General features: G+C 67.5%; 13 protein-coding genes. 5 read left to right on the forward strand and 8 right to left on the reverse strand.

What is annotated here, in order from left to right:
• From IPI67_31365 to IPI67_31375, 3 genes are read left to right on the forward strand one after another with little or no spacing between them, the layout of a single operon-like run.
• Nucleotides 1–450 (forward strand): biopolymer transporter ExbD, encoded by a 450-nt coding sequence (locus IPI67_31365; GenBank protein MBK7584673.1) that lies wholly within the window; start codon nt 1–3, stop codon nt 448–450.
• Nucleotides 419–1,228 (forward strand): hypothetical protein, encoded by an 810-nt coding sequence (locus IPI67_31370; protein MBK7584674.1) that lies wholly within the window; start codon nt 419–421, stop codon nt 1,226–1,228. The genes IPI67_31365 and IPI67_31370 overlap by 32 nt, the downstream gene beginning before the upstream one ends.
• A gap of 58 nt (nt 1,229–1,286) precedes the next feature.
• Nucleotides 1,287–2,867, forward strand: coding sequence for a serine/threonine protein kinase (locus IPI67_31375; GenBank protein MBK7584675.1), 1,581 nt, complete (start codon nt 1,287–1,289; stop codon nt 2,865–2,867).
• A gap of 27 nt (nt 2,868–2,894) precedes the next feature.
• Here the strand turns inward: IPI67_31375 and IPI67_31380 are convergent, their stop codons facing one another.
• The 7 genes from IPI67_31380 to IPI67_31410 form a co-directional block, all read right to left on the reverse strand.
• Nucleotides 2,895–4,016, reverse strand: coding sequence for a BamA/TamA family outer membrane protein (locus tag IPI67_31380; protein MBK7584676.1), 1,122 nt, complete (start codon nt 4,014–4,016; stop codon nt 2,895–2,897).
• A gap of 8 nt (nt 4,017–4,024) precedes the next feature.
• A complete protein-coding gene (locus IPI67_31385; GenBank protein ID MBK7584677.1) occupies nt 4,025–4,408 on the reverse strand; it encodes a hypothetical protein in 384 nt (127 codons plus the stop codon).
• The gene (locus tag IPI67_31390) at nt 4,405–4,779 is read right to left on the reverse strand and encodes a hypothetical protein (protein ID MBK7584678.1); all 375 of its coding nucleotides are present in this window, start codon (nt 4,777–4,779) and stop codon (nt 4,405–4,407) included. The genes IPI67_31385 and IPI67_31390 overlap by 4 nt, the downstream gene beginning before the upstream one ends.
• 216 nt (nt 4,780–4,995) lie before the next feature.
• A complete protein-coding gene (locus tag IPI67_31395) occupies nt 4,996–5,244 on the reverse strand; it encodes a hypothetical protein (protein ID MBK7584679.1) in 249 nt (82 codons plus the stop codon).
• 61 nt (nt 5,245–5,305) lie between these two features.
• Nucleotides 5,306–6,004, reverse strand: coding sequence for a hypothetical protein (locus IPI67_31400; GenBank protein MBK7584680.1), 699 nt, complete (start codon nt 6,002–6,004; stop codon nt 5,306–5,308).
• Nucleotides 6,004–6,771 carry a hypothetical protein gene (locus IPI67_31405; protein MBK7584681.1) on the reverse strand — a complete coding sequence of 256 codons (768 nt, stop codon included), beginning with the start codon at nt 6,769–6,771 and terminating at the stop codon, nt 6,004–6,006. The genes IPI67_31400 and IPI67_31405 overlap by 1 nt, the downstream gene beginning before the upstream one ends.
• Nucleotides 6,768–8,357, reverse strand: a complete 1,590-nt coding sequence (locus IPI67_31410) for a protein kinase (GenBank protein ID MBK7584682.1) — start codon at nt 8,355–8,357, stop codon at nt 6,768–6,770. Before IPI67_31410 ends, IPI67_31405 begins: the two co-directional genes overlap by 4 nt.
• Nucleotides 8,358–8,423: 66 nt before the next feature.
• On the opposite strand from IPI67_31410, the gene IPI67_31415 reads away from it, so the two are divergent.
• Nucleotides 8,424–9,776: a sigma 54-interacting transcriptional regulator gene (locus IPI67_31415; protein ID MBK7584683.1), complete on the forward strand. Its 1,353-nt coding sequence runs from the start codon at nt 8,424–8,426 to the stop codon at nt 9,774–9,776.
• 417 nt (nt 9,777–10,193) lie between these two features.
• Here IPI67_31415 and IPI67_31420 read toward each other — a convergent pair whose 3' ends face one another.
• Complete coding sequence (locus IPI67_31420) at nt 10,194–11,552, reverse strand: VCBS repeat domain-containing M23 family metallopeptidase (GenBank protein ID MBK7584684.1); 1,359 nt, start codon at nt 11,550–11,552, stop codon at nt 10,194–10,196.
• Nucleotides 11,553–11,873: 321 nt separating this feature from the next.
• Between IPI67_31420 and IPI67_31425 the strand changes: the two genes are divergently transcribed.
• Nucleotides 11,874–13,706 carry a hypothetical protein gene (locus IPI67_31425; GenBank protein ID MBK7584685.1) on the forward strand — a complete coding sequence of 611 codons (1,833 nt, stop codon included), beginning with the start codon at nt 11,874–11,876 and terminating at the stop codon, nt 13,704–13,706.
• The last annotated feature ends 92 nt before the right edge of the window (nt 13,707–13,798 follow it).

Here is a 13,798-nt window from a genome sequence, read left to right on the forward strand (position 1 = left end):
ATGGCTGCTTTCCAGACCCACGACGACAACGAGATCGTCGCCAGCATCAACGTCACTCCGCTCGTCGACATCGTGCTCGTGCTCCTGGTGGTCTTCATGGTCACGGCCAAGCTGATCACCCAGCAGGGGCTCCCGATGGACCTGCCGCGGGCGGCCACCGCCGGGGCGACTCAGACGGTCTTGACGGTTTCTCTCGACGAGCGCGGGCGGCTTTACGCCGACGGTCGGGAGCTCGGCGGCGATGAGGAGCTCCGCCGGATCGCCCAGCAAGCCAACCAGAATAACCCCGAGCTTCGCACCGTGCTTCAAGCCGCGGGCAGCGCCCCGCACGCATCGGTGATGCACGTGCTCGACGAGCTTCGCTCGAGTGGCGTGACACGCATCGCGTTTGCTGCCGAGCCGGCAGCGAGGAGTCTCGATGAAGGACGGCCTGGAAATGTCCCGCGCTGACCCCAAGGCCGCCCGCCGCTTCAGTGTCGCCGTGGGTCTCGCGTTGAGCGTGCACGTCGGTCTCGCGCTTGGCTTCAGCGGAGCGAAGTCTCGAGCGAAGCCGGCGGTCCTGGTCACGGAGATCGAGCTGGCTCCACCGCCAGCGCCTCCTCCTCCGCCGAAAGTCGAGGAGCCGGAGAAGGCGACCGATGACACGAAGGCGACACAGCCGAGGCCCGCCGAAGCGGACCCGCGCCGGCGCCCGAACACCAATGCGCCGCCGCCGGGCCGCGCGGGAAATGTGCTCACAGCGAAGGCCGACACACCGGTCCCGAACGCGACAGAGCCAGTGGACTTCGTGACGGACCCGAACGGTTCGAGCTACGCCGGCGGCGTGGTCGCGAGAGGCGGTAGCGGCGACCACGGTGGGCACGGCGCGACGCCGCGGGCAGCGCCCGCCGCAGCACCCGCGCCGCGCCCCAGCCGACCCGTTTCGAAGAGCGACCTGACGCCTGCATCGGATCTGAGTCGAGGCCCCACACTGCGGAATGGCACCGACTGCGCCGGTTATTACCCGCGCTCCGCCGACGCCGACGCGGCGCTGGTGACGTTGGTCGTCGTCGTGGCGGCCGATGGCTCGATTGCGACGCTGTCGGTGGCGCAAGAGTCTCCCGGAGGTCAGGGTTTTGGCGCGGCCGCCAGAGCGTGCCTCCGCACCGGCCTCTTCGACCCAGCCATCGACAAAGCAGGGCGTCAGGTGAAGACCGGTACCAGCGTGCGCGTTCGATTCAAGCGTTGAGCGACGCGATGATGGCAGTCCGCGCGCGGGCGAGTATCATCGCGTCCCTCGCGCGCACATGGTCAAGCCGTCTGATTCTCCGTCGCTGTGGAACCGAGTGTTCGGCCAGAGTGCGCCATCCTCGACTGATCCGCGCGAGTTTCAGCAGGAACGTGTCGCGCTCTTCGTGAAGTCGCTGCTCGTGCTCCTCAGCAGCTTCTACGTGATCGACGCGCTGGGGGTCACGTTCAGGAACGGCCCGCGCGGTGTGCTCGAGCCCGGCCTGATCATCCACCTCGTGCTGGTCCTAGGGCTGTTCGCTGCCTGGCTCTTCGTCCGCCAAGGCGAGCGCTCGCTGATGATGCTCTCGGTCACCGACGTTGCGTGCACCCTGGGGCTGTGCCTGATGGTGGTCGGGTTGCTCGCAACACTCCCGCCCTCGATGAACCTCCCAGGCCCTACGCTGAGCGTGGCCTTCGCCGTCGTGGCTCGCGCAGCGATCGTGCCGAGCACCGGCCAGAAGACGTTGCTGGTCGGGATCGTAGCCTCCTTGCTCGTGACGTTGGGCTACTGGCGCCGCGGGCCCGAGAGCCAGCCCGAGCCCGCGTTCGTGTTCCTGTGGACGTTCGCCTTTGCCGTCGCCTCGGCCGTGGTGTCGCGGGTGATCTACGGCCTGCAGCGGCAGGTGCTCGAGGCCCGTCAGCTGGGACAGTACACGCTCGAAGACAGGCTGGGCGAGGGAGGCATGGGCGCGGTGTACCGGGCGCACCACGCGATGTTGCGTCGCGACACCGCAGTGAAGCTCCTGCACCCGGAGCGCGCGGGGACCGAGAACCTGATGCGTTTCGAGCGCGAAGTACGCCAGACGGCGCGCCTGAGCCACCCGAACACCGTCACGATCTTCGACTACGGTCGCACGCCCGACGGCACGTTCTACTACGCCATGGAGCTCCTCGATGGGGCGGACCTGGCGGAGGTCGTCGAGGCGACGGGGCCCATGCCGGCCGAGCGTGTCGTGCATGTGCTCGCGTGTGTCGCTGGGGCGCTCGCGGAGGCGCATGGTGTCGGGCTGATCCACCGGGACATCAAGCCGGCCAACATCATCCTGTGCCAGCAGGGCGGCGTGCCCGACGTGCCCAAAGTCGTTGACTTCGGCCTGGTCAAAGAGCTCGAAGCCGACGGCGGAGTGCTCCAGACGAAGGCGGATTCAATCCTCGGCACGCCGCTCTACATGTCGCCGGAGTCGATTCGCGCGCCGGACAGCGTCGACGGTCGCAGCGACATCTACGCCCTTGGGGCGGTGGGCTACTACCTCTTGGCGGGTCAACATGTCTTCTCAGGTTCGGCCATTGTCGAGGTGTGCCTGAAGCACCTGGAAGCTGTGCCGGTTCCGCCATCGGAACGCCTGGGAATGCCCGTTCCGAGTTTGCTCGAGCAGCTGGTGCTCGATTGCCTCGCGAAGGACCGCGAGCAGCGGCCGCAAACGGCAGCCGAGCTGCAGGAGCGCCTGCGGAACGTCGGAGTGGGTGCCTGGAGTGCGAGCGACGCTCACGCTTGGTGGACCGCTCACGGGGAGCTGGTGCGGTCCAGCCGCGCCGCGGCTCAGCCGGTGAGCGGGAGCGATCGCACGTTGGCCGTGGACCACGAGCGACGGACCTGAAGGCCCCACGGCCAGGGCGCGACGCGCTCAGAACGCTTCGCCAAGGGCGATGTAGAAGTTCACGTCGCCCGACGAGGTGCCCGCAACGTCGAAGCGCAGGTTCACGCGGTCGGCGTCGTTGAGGGAGAAGCGCACGCCGGTTCCGCCGGCCAGCTTCAGATCCTCGAAGCGAAACCCGTCGAGCTCGTGGGCCACGTCGCCAGCGCCGACGAAAGCCGCGCCGCCGAAGCGCCAGAAGAGCGGAAGCCTATACTCGATCTGCGCCGCGAGCATGTGAAGATCGCGATAGCGACCCTCGAAGTAGCCTCGCATCAAGTTCGCGCCGCCCAAGGTGGCCATCGCTTGAAACGGCACCCTGCCCAGGTTTGCTTCGCCGTAGAGCTGCGCGGCGAGCACGTGCGCGCCCCCGAGTGGAATGAACTGACGCAGGTCGAGCTCGTACTTGGAAACGTCGAACTGACTGCCCCAGGGTTCGGCGAAGTAGGCAGCGGAAAGGGAGTAGACCGCGCCGCTCCGGGCTGCGAAGTCGTTGTCCCGATTGTCCCAGCGGAGCACCGGGCCGATTCCGACGAGTCGCCCGCCATCACTGCCGAGCACGCGATCTCGATCCAGATCTCCGCCCGATTGTTTCTCCGTGATCTTGCTCGTGAACACTCCGGCTTGACCGCCAGTCCGGAAGCTACCGACGAGCCGACGCGTCAAGGCCCCACGGATTACGAACCCCGTGTCCGTGTAGTCTTCGGCGCTACCCGCCGGCGTGGCGTTGCCCACCGGGTAGAACGTGTTGGGGAAGAGCGAGGCGTTCAGGTCACCCTCCGCGTGCCAGGCTTCTGCATCCCAATAGACACTCGGAGACGCCGAAACGAAGAACTGGTTCTCGAAAGTGTAGGCGCTCACGAACGCGATGGCGGACTTGCGCGCCTTCGGCCCGGTCGGCGCCGGGTGCCCGTCGACGTCGAAGGTGTAGACCAGCCCGGCACCGAGCATCGCGCTCGTCTCGGGACTGTACGCGATGATGGGAAAGAAGCTCCAAGGCGACTCTGTCACCTCTGGAGCTCCACCGGACTCGCTGCCGGAGTCGCCCGCCGCGGCTCGGGTGAACACCGCCACCACGAGCCCTGCGCAGATCGCTGCCGTCCTGCCTCGCATCTGCCCGCTCAGTGCGTAGCAGCGATGGGACGGGACTGAAACCTCCCGCCCGCTGGAGCCGACTCAGCGGCAGCGGTGGTCTTCGGTTTTGTGCCCGCGGCGCACTTCACATCGACAGTCTGCGGGTTGTACAGGCCGATGCTGACTACATCGAGCAGTCCGTTTCCGAACGAGGTGTGGGTCTTGATCTCGGCCCAGCCTTCGGGACAGATCTTGGCGAGTTGATAGGGGCCGCTCGCCTCTGCCGTTCCACCAACGAAGCCGTGATGCCAGCGCTGGTCGCCCTCGATGGGTGCCTCGCCGACGGCTTTGCCGTTGTGGATCGTCGTGGAGTAACAGCCACTCGTGGCGAGTGCGATGGTGGTCATCAGCAGACATGCGATGCGTTTCATTGTTTGGCCTCTTCTCGGTTGGATTCGCCGGCGTGCGCAATCTGGTCGGGCGCGCACGTCACGTACACCTTGCGCGGCGCGTAGATGCCGAGCGTCACGACGGTGAGCGCGGTCGTCCCGACGTTGCCGCCGGTTCGCGTCGCGGCCGTTCCGTTCGGACACCAATCGCGGGTGTCGTATTCTTTGTCCCCGACCAAGCCGAACACGTAGTGGTTGGACCACTCCTCGTGCGTCGGCGCTCGCTTCGCAGCCGACGGGTCCTCGACGAAGGTCGCTTTGTAGCAGCCAGAGGTCAGCGCCAGGGTCGCGAGGACCGTCGCTAGTCCGACGAGCGATTGCCACTTCGATTCGTGGTGTCGTTGTTGTGTCACGCTGTTTCCGCCTTTCGGTGGGGAGCGTTTACAAGGTCCGTGCCACTCGGCTGGACCGCGAATGGGCGCAGATCCTTGCGCAGCCTGTCCAAAACATCCGCGCTCGGCGGACACGTGACCGGACAGGTGACTCGGAAGCGGACGATCGGGGCCGCGCGGTTCGAAGGCAGCTTCACTGTCGGCGTGACGAGCTGAGCGCTCAGCGCCGAGCGTGCGCTACGAACTGATCGAGGTGGACCCTTGCACGTGCCGGCAGAGCTCTGCGGCGTTGACCGTGAAGGTCTCGGTCTTGCCGCAGTGCGTGCAGATCAAGAGAGTCATCGTCCAGCGAGCGCCGCCGGTCGCCTTCTGGGACGCGCGAACTCCGAAGGTGGTCGTGGGCTGCCAGAACTCGAGCTGAAGATTTGGCACCAGGTGAAACGACTGCCCACCACAGTGGGCGCAGGGTTTTGGGGTGAAGGTCATGGGAGGATGCGCATCATGCGGCGGAAGGCGAGCCGCGACAATCCGCCCACGCTGGGTTGAGCTACTGGCAGACCGTTGCGCTGCAAACACCCGAACAACACTGACTGTTGTTGGCGCAAGCCGAGCCCGAAACTTTGCAGCACTGCTTCGTGGTCACTGAGCACGCATACGTCGGGCCGCAACACTCGAAGTCCTGGGTGCAGGGGGTGAGGCTGGTGCCACAGCATTTGCTCATCAGGCAGAGCAGCTGACCGCAGCACGCTTCGACCGCGCTACAGGTCGCGCCGGCAAACTTGCACGCGGTGGTGCCGCCCGTGCCCCCGCCGCTCGGCGTCGTGCCGCCCGTGCCACCGGTGACGCTGCCGCCCGTGCCACCGGTGACGCTGCCGCCCGTGCCACCGGTGACGCTGCCGCCCGTGCCACCGGTGACGCTGCCGCCCGTGCCACCGCCGGTCGGCATCGCGCCCCCGGTGCCGCCGGTGAGAGTGCCGCCGGTGCCGCCGCCGCTGGGCGTCGTGCCGCCGCTTCCGCCGGTCGGGCCAGTTCCACCGGTTGCGACAGAGCCGCCGGAGCCAGCCCCGCCACTCGTCCCACCCCAGGCACCCAGACCGCTGGCAATTCCCGCTACGCCACCGCCACCGGGCGCGCCATCGAGCTTGCCGCCGTCCAGATCTTCGCCTGCATAAAACTCGTCACGCTCCGGCGCGAGTAGGCTGCACCCACCGACGAGCAACGGAACGACGAGCGACCAGCGTTTCATCAAAAACGCCCCCCAACGTGAAACAAGGTTGGACGTCCCGTGTCCTTGCCGGAAGTTTTCCCGGTCGGAAGTGTCAGGTAGGCGCCGATCCCCGCGGCCAGCCCGATGCCCAACGATAGGTCGGCGAAGAGGTAACGCCGCTGCATGTCATCGTAGAGCGAGCCGTCCCGACAACGAGGTTTGCAATCGTTCAACTCGTTTTGTTTCGCCTTGCCTGCCAGCGCGAAGCCGACGAATCCCGCCAGCCCGGCAATCGCCACGCCACCAAGCACATACGGCAACACGCCGCCGGAGCGGCGAACCTCTTGTGAAGGGTCGTGCTGCGCCGACGGCAGCTCGAGCTCCAGCTCGCGGTGCTCGCCGCGTTGCAAAGTCATACGACGCTCGTCCGTTGCGCCATCCGAGGAACTGACGCGAAGGACGTGATCCCCGGCCTTCACGCGCACGGCGTCTCCACCCTTCATCTCGTCTCCATCAAGGGTCAAGCGGACGTCTGCAAGCGGCTCTCCGCCTCGGAGCACTCGAACCGAGAGGGACGGGAGGTTCGCCTCCAACACCGCCAACCGCTCCGCGCAGTCCCTGCGCACGAGGTCGGGGCAGCTCGCGGCGGCGCAGATGCGGTAGCGGTCAGCCGCCATGGAGAATTGCTTCTCCAGCTCGGCCTTCTGCCCGCCTTCGTGGGCGCCAAGGCATCGATCGACGGGTTCGGCGCGGACCGGTGCGCCCCAGATGAGGATGACGAGAAGGCCGCTCGGCCAAACCTTCACTTCAAGCACTCCCGCTTGAAGCGCACGATACCGTCAGCGCCTTTCACGTAGGGAGGATCGCAGTTTGGCGGAGGTTTGACAGCCGCTTTCACCGGCAGGCGCAATGGCGCTGCTTTGTCGGCCACCGGGGCCGCCCGCGCAGTCGGGACCTCCGAGGGCCGCGCCTTCGCGGGCTCGGGCTCGACGGGATGGGCGAGCGGCACCCGGCGGGTCCAGCCCAGGCTTCGCACGAGCGTCTGAGGCTCCGGTTCGGGAGCTCTGGTTGCGACGAACCCCGCAAGGGCGCCCGCGAAAGCGACTGCACCGAGCGCCACGCCGAGCAGCGCGGCACGCCGCGGCCGCTCCTTCTTGGGAGTCATGTCCCAGGACGCGGCAGCGGTGATCTGGGAATCCGTGGCTGGCGCGGGAGCAACGTCCGTCGGAGGGCTCGAGACGGGAGGGAAGGGCGACTGAGCGAGTGGCGTCGTGAGTGTGTCGTCGGCACCACTCAGCGGAGCGCTCGGGCGGCTCGTTTCCAGCGGAGGCCCATCGAGCAGGCTCGTCGCCGAGTGATTGGCCGAAGGATCGAGAGCCCGCGCGAGCGACACCGGATCGGCGACGCGCACGTGCTCGTCGGCCTGAGCGTCTCGGAGCATGCGAGTCCGCTCGCTCAGCGAGGTGTGCGCGATGGCCTCGACCCACTCCCCAATCACCCGCTGCGGCGCTGGCTGCACCACGCCTTCGAGCGCCATGACCATTTCACGACAGCTCGCGAAGCGAGCCTCCGCGCTCGGCGCGAGGGCGCGCAATACGATCGCGTCGAGCTCGGCGCTCACCTCGGGGTTCTCACTGCTCGGCGCCGAGACCTCGTGCGACTTGATCAGCCGCGCCACGTCGAGCGGGTGGTCTGCGTGGAACAGACGACGGCCCACTAGTGTCTCCCAGAGCACGGCCCCTGCAGCAAACACGTCGACGCGCCGGTCGACCGGACCGGACGCCAGCTGTTCTGGCGCCATGTACGCGATCTTGCCCTTGAGCTGGCCCACTTCCGTCTCTTGGATGCGCCTCGCGGCCTTGGCCACGCCGAAGTCGGCGACGCGCGCGATCCCATCCACACCCACGAGCACATTTTGGGGTGAGACGTCGCGATGCACGATGCCGAGAGACTCTCCAGCATCACTCTTGGCTTCGTGGGCCGCGTGCAGTCCGTGCAGCATGCTCATCACGATGCCAAGAGCGATGGGTAGGGGCATGCACTCCCCACGCTGACTCGCGCCTCGCAACAAGTGAGCGAGGGACTCCCCCTCGACGTAGTCCATGATCAGGAACAGCTCGCCGCTGGCGCTGACGACGTCCAAGGTGGAAACCACGTTTGGATGGCGGATCTTGGCGGCGAGCCTCGCCTCGTCCAGGAACATCGCGAGAAATCCGGGGTCCTTGGCGAACTGCCGGTGCAGGCGCTTGATGGCCACCGTACGCGAAAAACCGACCGGCCCCACCAGGCGTCCAAGGTGAACCGTGGCCATGCCGCCCGAGGCGATCCGACGATACAACGTGTAGCGCCCAATCTGGGCGCCGGGCACGACTTGCCCTGCGTCCTCGCTCACCGCGACATGATACCATGCGAGCTTGCGCGGGAAGTTCAGCGCGCCCTGCGCGGCCGGGCGTCCAGCATGACAGAGCGAGATTTCGAGGTGACCGGGCGGACGGCGTCGCACGTCTGGACCACCGGGGACCCGAGCGCCGGTCTGCGCGTAATCGCACTGTGGGATGGGCACGTAGTTGAGCGGGAGCTCGTACCCGGCACCGAGCTGATCGTCGGGCGTGCTCACGAGTGCTCGCTGCGGATCGATCACAAGTCGGTATCGCGCACTCACGTGCGCATCGTGGTGGGTGAAAGCGTGGAGCTCGAAGATCTCGGGAGCGCGAATGGCACCCACATCGGGACTCAGGCGCTGCCCAAGGGCGCCCGCGTACCGCTCGAGCCCGGGGCGCTGGTGAGCGTCGGAGTGGCCACGCTCGTCATTCGAGCGGCGGGCGCAAGCGCTCGCCCCACCGGAGCCACGTCGCCTGGCTCGGAGCGCTCGCCCTGGCCTCGGGGTGGAGTCATGGATCGTGTGGCGGAGCTGCTCACGCTCGTGGCCCAGAGTGACATCAGCGTGCTCTTTTTGGGTGAGACCGGCGTGGGCAAACAGATCGCAGCGCAGGCACTGCATCGCGCTTCGCCGCGCGCAACCGGTCCGTTCGTGAGCGTGAACTGCGCAGCGTTGCCGGAGGCGCTGCTCGAGAGCGAGTTGTTTGGGCACGAACGCGGCGCCTTCACCGGGGCCGTGGAGACCAAAGTGGGCCTCGCAGAGAGCGCCAGCGGCGGGACGTTGTTCCTGGACGAAGTCGGAGAGATGCCCCTTGGAACGCAGGCCAAGTTGCTGCACCTGCTGGAGAGCGGGCAGCTCCGACGTTTGGGGGGCGTTCGCGCAAAGCAGGTCGACGTGCGTTTCGTGTCGGCGACCAATCGCGCGCTGCCTGCGCGCGTCGAGGAGGGCGAGTTCCGACGTGACCTGTTCTATCGCCTCGCCGGGATGCCCATCGAGCTGCCGCCGCTGCGCGAGCGCCGCTCCGAGGTGTTGCCCCTCGCGCGTCAGCTCTTGGCAGAGGCCGCAGCACGTACGGCCAGACCAGCACCGGAGCTGTCGGACGCTGCGTGCGCTTTGCTCATGCGCCACCCATTCCCAGGAAACGTGCGCGAGCTGCGCAACGCCGTCGAACGCGCGTTGGTGCTCAGCCGCGGCGGAGCGGTCGAGCCCGAGCACTTGATGCTGGAGCAGGTACCGAGCGCGGCCGCCGAACCGGCCACCGATTTACGGTCGGCCATGCGCGCGCTGGAGAAACAACAGATCCTGGACGCCCTCGAGCGCGCCGGAGGCAATCAGACCCGCGCGGCGGCGCTGCTCGGCATCGGTCGGCGCACCTTGATCGACAAGCTGGAAGCGCACGGGATAGCGGGGCCGCGGGCAAGACGCTCCTGACCCATCACAGCCCCCACCACTGCCCCCTGAACCCGAACGAGCGCCATCTTCACCGCCACACGCCGGGACTCCCAGCAGTGCGAGACAAGCGCCGAAGGCCAGCCCCCGCAGCCGGGAGCACCCTGCGACGTCTGCGCGGTACCCGGCGAGTGCAGCTACGACACCTGCTCCGCGATCGGCAAGCTGACGAAGGCGAGCTGCGTGAACGGCAGCTGGTCCGTGAGTGGCGCGCCGTGTCTGGTCGATGCTGGAACGGACTGAGGCCGGCGGCGCCGCGTGCGTGCTCGCCGGGTGCTCGCCCGTGCTCGCGGCGGACCCAGCCCCGTCACGATGTTGCCCCGAGGTGTTGCCCATCCCGCGTCAGCTGTTGGCTGAGGCCGCTGCATGTACGGCCGCGGGCGAGGCGCTCCTGACCCATCACAGCAGCGTGTCCATTCCGCCCCACTCGGTGCCGATCAGGACGTTTTCGGAGCTCCAGCCACCAGTGCAGCTCGAGGCGTACATCCGCAAGCTCGCGTCACTCACACGTCGACCGACCAGATCGCTGCACCCGTCACCATTCCAGTCCTTCATCACCAGCAGATCGAAGTCACCGAAGCTCGTGCCGATCAGCTCGTTCTCCTTGGAATACCCGCTGTGACAATCGCCGGCGTAGAGCCTCAGTGTCTGGTCGCTGGTCCGCCGACCGACGAGATCTGAACAGCCATCGCCGTCCCAATCCCCCGCGCCCATCACGAAATCGAAATCGCCCCAGCTGGTTCCGATGACCACGTTCTCGCGCAAGTAACCGCCGGCGCAATCGCCCGCGTACAGCCGCAAGCTGTGATCACTCGACCGGCGACCGACCAAATCGGCACAGCCGTCGCCATCCCAGTCGCCCGGCGAAGTGAGCAGCTCGAAATCGCCCCAGCTGGTGCCGACCAGCACGTTCTCGCGGGAATAACCGCCGCCGCAATCACCGGCGTAGAGCCGCAGGCTGGAGTCACTCCGGCGTCGTCCGATCAGATCCGCGCAGCCGTCGCCGTCCCAGTCGCCGACTGAGAGCAGGCGGTCGAAATCGCCAAAGCCCGTCCCGATCGTCTGGTTCTGGGAGCGGTACGCAGCGTGGCAGTCGCCGCGATATAGAGCCAGGCTCTGGTCGCCAGCCCGGCGCGCAACGATGTCCTCGCAGCCGTCGCCATCGAAATCGAGCCCGTGCTCGCGCTCGCTCGCCCGCACAACGCGCCCCTTGCTGACCGCCCACAGGGAGCGACTGACGCCGTCGTTGCATCCAGCAACCCCCGGCGGGCAACCGGGATGCACCGGAGCGCCGCTGTCGTCGCGAACCTGGAAATGCACGTGATCAAAGCCCACTGGATCGGTCCATCCGGTGGCGCCGCTGAGGCCCAGCACGTCACCCCTCCGGACCGGGCGTGAACCGCCCTCGAAGGTCGAGAGATGGCAGTACTTCACGCTGTAGCCCGAAGCGTGGGTGACGACGGCCATGTTGCCGCAACCGCCCACGTTCGCCTGGACGTCGAGCCAACCGTCGAGCGCGGCGCGGATGGTTTGTTTGCCCGGTCCGGTCGTGAGATCGAGGGCCGCGTGCCAGGACCCGTCATTGTTCTTGTAGCAGTCCCAATCGCAGCTCACGCCCTGGAAGAACTCGTCGAGCGGGTAGTAGAGCAAGATCTGCTCGGCGGCTTGGTTCGACGACTCGACGGGCTCGCCTTTTGGGCCCGAGCACGCCGCGCCGAATAGAAGCGCCGAGCAGACAATGACATGAGTGAGCTTCACTTGTGACCTCCGCGAAGGGGCTAGCAAGCGCGGGGCCAAGGCAAATTGGGAGCTTATCCGGGCGTTCTTGCCCGGAGGTCCGCGAGTCGTGCGGGACTCCGCACAACGGCCCGTGCGGGGCGTCGCACAACGCGGCTCTTCAGTGGACTTCGGCGAGCGGCCCAGGCCAGCGGAAGGGATTGCCAACGGAAAGCGGCAGCGCATGCCCCCTACTCCCTCCCCTCCGCCCGGGTGAGCGCAAGCATCGAACGAAGCGAGCCGGGGGGAGCGCCGGCGCAAAACGTGTCCGACCTCTGCGGACCGCTGTAGGCTGTGGCCGCCGTGGCCAACGAAGATCAAGTGAAGAAGCTCGAGGCCCTGCTGGTTCGCGTCCACACGCGCACGGCGGAGCCGCGCCCGGCTCGTGGCAGTGCGGGCTCTGCCCCCGAGCCCGCGCTGGCGACACCGGCACTGGCGGCGAGCGCCGGACCACTCACGGACTCTCACAAGTCCGAGGAGGAAGCGACCGGGAACGAGCACGAGCGACTGCGCGCTGAAGCGATCCAGGAGTTGCACGCGCGGCGGGCGGCCAAAGCGCAGCAGCGAGCGGAGGAGGCTCAACGCGCGGAAGAGGAGCAGTGGGACGAAGCGGCCCGGCTCGCAGAGGCGGAACAGGCGGGGCGTGCGGCCGGAGAGCGGATGCGCGCGGAAGCGGCCCGGCGGGCGGAGGAAGCGGCCCGGCTCGCAGAGGCGGAACAAGCGGGGCGTGCGGCCGGAGAGCGGATGCGCGCGGAAGCGGCCCGGCGGGCGGAGGAGGCGAAGCAAGCCGAGGAAGCCAAGCTCGCTGAGGAAGCCAAGCTCGCTGAGGAAGCCAAGCTCGCCGAGGAAGCCAAGCTCGCCGAGGAAGCCAAGCTCGCCGAGGACGCCAAGCTCGCCGAGGACGCCAAGCTCGCCGAGGAAGCCAAGCTCGCCGAGGAAGCCAAGCTCGCCGAGGACGCTGCGCGTGAAGCAGAGCGCGCTGATAGTAACCAGCAGCAGGACGACGAGCGCGAGCGGCTCGAGGAAGAGCGCAACCAAATCGCGGAGCAGCGCAGCGCGCTGGAGGCGGAGCGCGAGCGCGTTGCGGAAGAACGAAGACTCGCCGAGCAAGCCACACAGAAGGCCGAAGAGGAAGCAGAGCGCGCCGAGGAAGAACGCCTGCGAGTCGAGAAGGAACGCCTGCAGGTCGAAGAGGAGCGCCGGCGCGTCGATGCGAAGGCGAAGCGCCTCGAGTCATTGCGGCCGCCTCCCGAGCCGAAGGGTTCGGGCGCTGGCGTGCGCGTCGCCGCTCTGGCGGTCGTCCTCGGCCTAGCCGCGGCCGCGTACTATCGATTCGGCATCAGCCACGAACCCTCGCCCCCCGGCGCTCCGACGAGCGGGCCCGCGACCCCCTCCCCATCCAGCACGATTGCGGCGCTTCCGCCCGCTCCGAGCACGACTCCAGACTCGGGCGCTCGCCCCATCCAGCTCGAGCTCGAGATCCGAGCGGAGGGTCCGTCCCAGCGACCGACGGTCTACGTGGTTGCGAAGGCGCTGAGCATCGAGGAGCGCGTCGCCGAAGTGCCCAGCCCGTTCGTATGTCGTTTGGCGCCGAACGAACGCGGGGGCAGCGTGACGTGCACACCCGATGCAAGCAAGGTGGAGCTCAACATCGTGAAACAAAGCGATGCGCTCGAGCTCACGCGCCCAGGCGCAGAGGCGAAGCGTGCGGTTCTCCCGCCCGGAGTCGACGTGGTCATCCAGCGCTCCGAGAAGAGCTCGCGCGATTTGCCGGGCGGCCAGTGCCCACAAGGTTCGCCAAGCCGAACCTTCGATGCGCCGTTCTTGAACCAGTACGGCGCGGGGGCCGGCGGCAAGTTCAGCATCTTGGTACCGAACGCCGAGAAGACCCGGGTTCAGCCAGCCCGTGTGTTCAGCAGCCCGGGCCCGGCGCGCTGCCGCTCCGAAGGAAACGACCGCGCCCGTCACCTGAGCTGCGAGAACGTCGGCACCGATTGCAACGTACGGGTCGACGGCGCCAGCATCGAATTCGAGTGCACCGGTACGCTCGCAGCGTCGGGACGTGTGCTCTTGCCTTGCGGCGCCGAGGGACGACTGCCAACGACCGGTGTCATCGCCCACGTGCCCTACGAGTGATCACACTGCTTTCGCCGGCTTCGCGCCGCCCCTCTTCCTCGTACCCATGCGACTTCGGCTTCGAAGACTCGAGGGCGGCCGGCAATGCGCGA

The organism is Myxococcales bacterium, from assembly GCA_016706225.1.
GTDB lineage: Bacteria > Myxococcota_A > Polyangia > Polyangiales > Polyangiaceae > JADJKB01.